Source organism: Erythrobacter sp. MTPC3, from assembly GCF_042854385.1.
Classification (GTDB): domain Bacteria; phylum Pseudomonadota; class Alphaproteobacteria; order Sphingomonadales; family Sphingomonadaceae; genus Erythrobacter.
Genome location: NZ_BTGP01000035.1, coordinates 1 through 965, shown reverse-complemented (window position 1 = coordinate 965; position 965 = coordinate 1). Strand labels below are relative to the sequence as shown.

General features: G+C 56.5%; 1 protein-coding gene. It reads left to right on the top strand.

Going from position 1 to position 965, the window contains the following annotated elements:
- The first annotated feature begins 317 nt into the window (after positions 1 to 317).
- Positions 318 to 686 (top strand): single-stranded DNA-binding protein, encoded by a 369-nt coding sequence (locus ACGHU1_RS16850; protein ID WP_390588880.1) that lies wholly within the window; start codon positions 318 to 320, stop codon positions 684 to 686.
- The last annotated feature ends 279 nt before the right edge of the window (positions 687 to 965 follow it).

Here is a 965-nt window from a genome sequence, read left to right as displayed (position 1 = left end):
CTTCATTGACCTCGTGTTATCATCGCAAAGCAAGAGTGAGAGCTGATTGCGTAGGGCAGAGCACGAGACCTTTTGGTCCGTAACTCGATACCAGTCCGGCATTTGTCGCGAACAGTCCTGAACCAGCTCAGCTGAGGCCGGCAACGCGCGCTCGCGAAGGGCCGTGTTGGCAGCTGCGCTGCCTGCCCGCACCACCCCTGCGAGCGGCGTTTCCCTTCGGTCTTTCAGACCTTCGGTGCGGTCCTCCCATGACCTGTTTCTCTTGGATGTCCGCAAGCCGGAGATGGTCTCCGGTCAAGCGCAAAAGGAGCACCATCATGACCAACATCGCTATTCTCACAGGCCGCCTCGCACGCGATCCTGAAACCCGTCAGACCAATGGCGGAACCAGCATCACGGCAATCACGGTCGTCACCGATCGCCAGGCCCGAAATGCCCAAGGCAAGACCTACAAAAATGAGAACGGATACACAGCCAAGGAAAGCGAGTTTCACCGCGTGACCTGCTTCAACGGTCTGTCGAAAACCGTCGCCGAACACTGCACCAAAGGTCAGCTCATTTCGGTAGAGGGCCGCATCCATTACACGCAGTGGGACGATGCCGATGGCGTCACCCGCTACGGCACCGAAATCCTTGCAGACAAGGTCGATTTCCTGTCACGCGGGAAGGGTCCAAGCGAAGACTGATCGAGCTCAAATTCTGCCAGCTCTTGTGAGGCTCCGTCGCAATGCGACGGGGCCTTTTCCTTTGCAATCCGCTACAGGAACGCGAGCAATTCTGATGCTCCGGTTTTGGCCTTCGCCCGGAATTTTCACCAGCTTCAAGCACCAGGACAGTTTGATAGCTGCTGATGGCTATTTGGTCCCCATTTCGGAACAAAGCCAGAAAAGGCGGCGCAGGGATAGCTAATTGCTCAGGGCCGCGCGGCCTTTTTCTTACCAATTAAATCTCTAAGAATCAGCCGA

Coding starts and splice junctions, on each gene's coding strand:
- ACGHU1_RS16850 (WP_390588880.1), top strand. CDS start 318: ATGACCAACATCGCTATTCTCACAGGCCGCCTCGCACGCGATCCTGAA.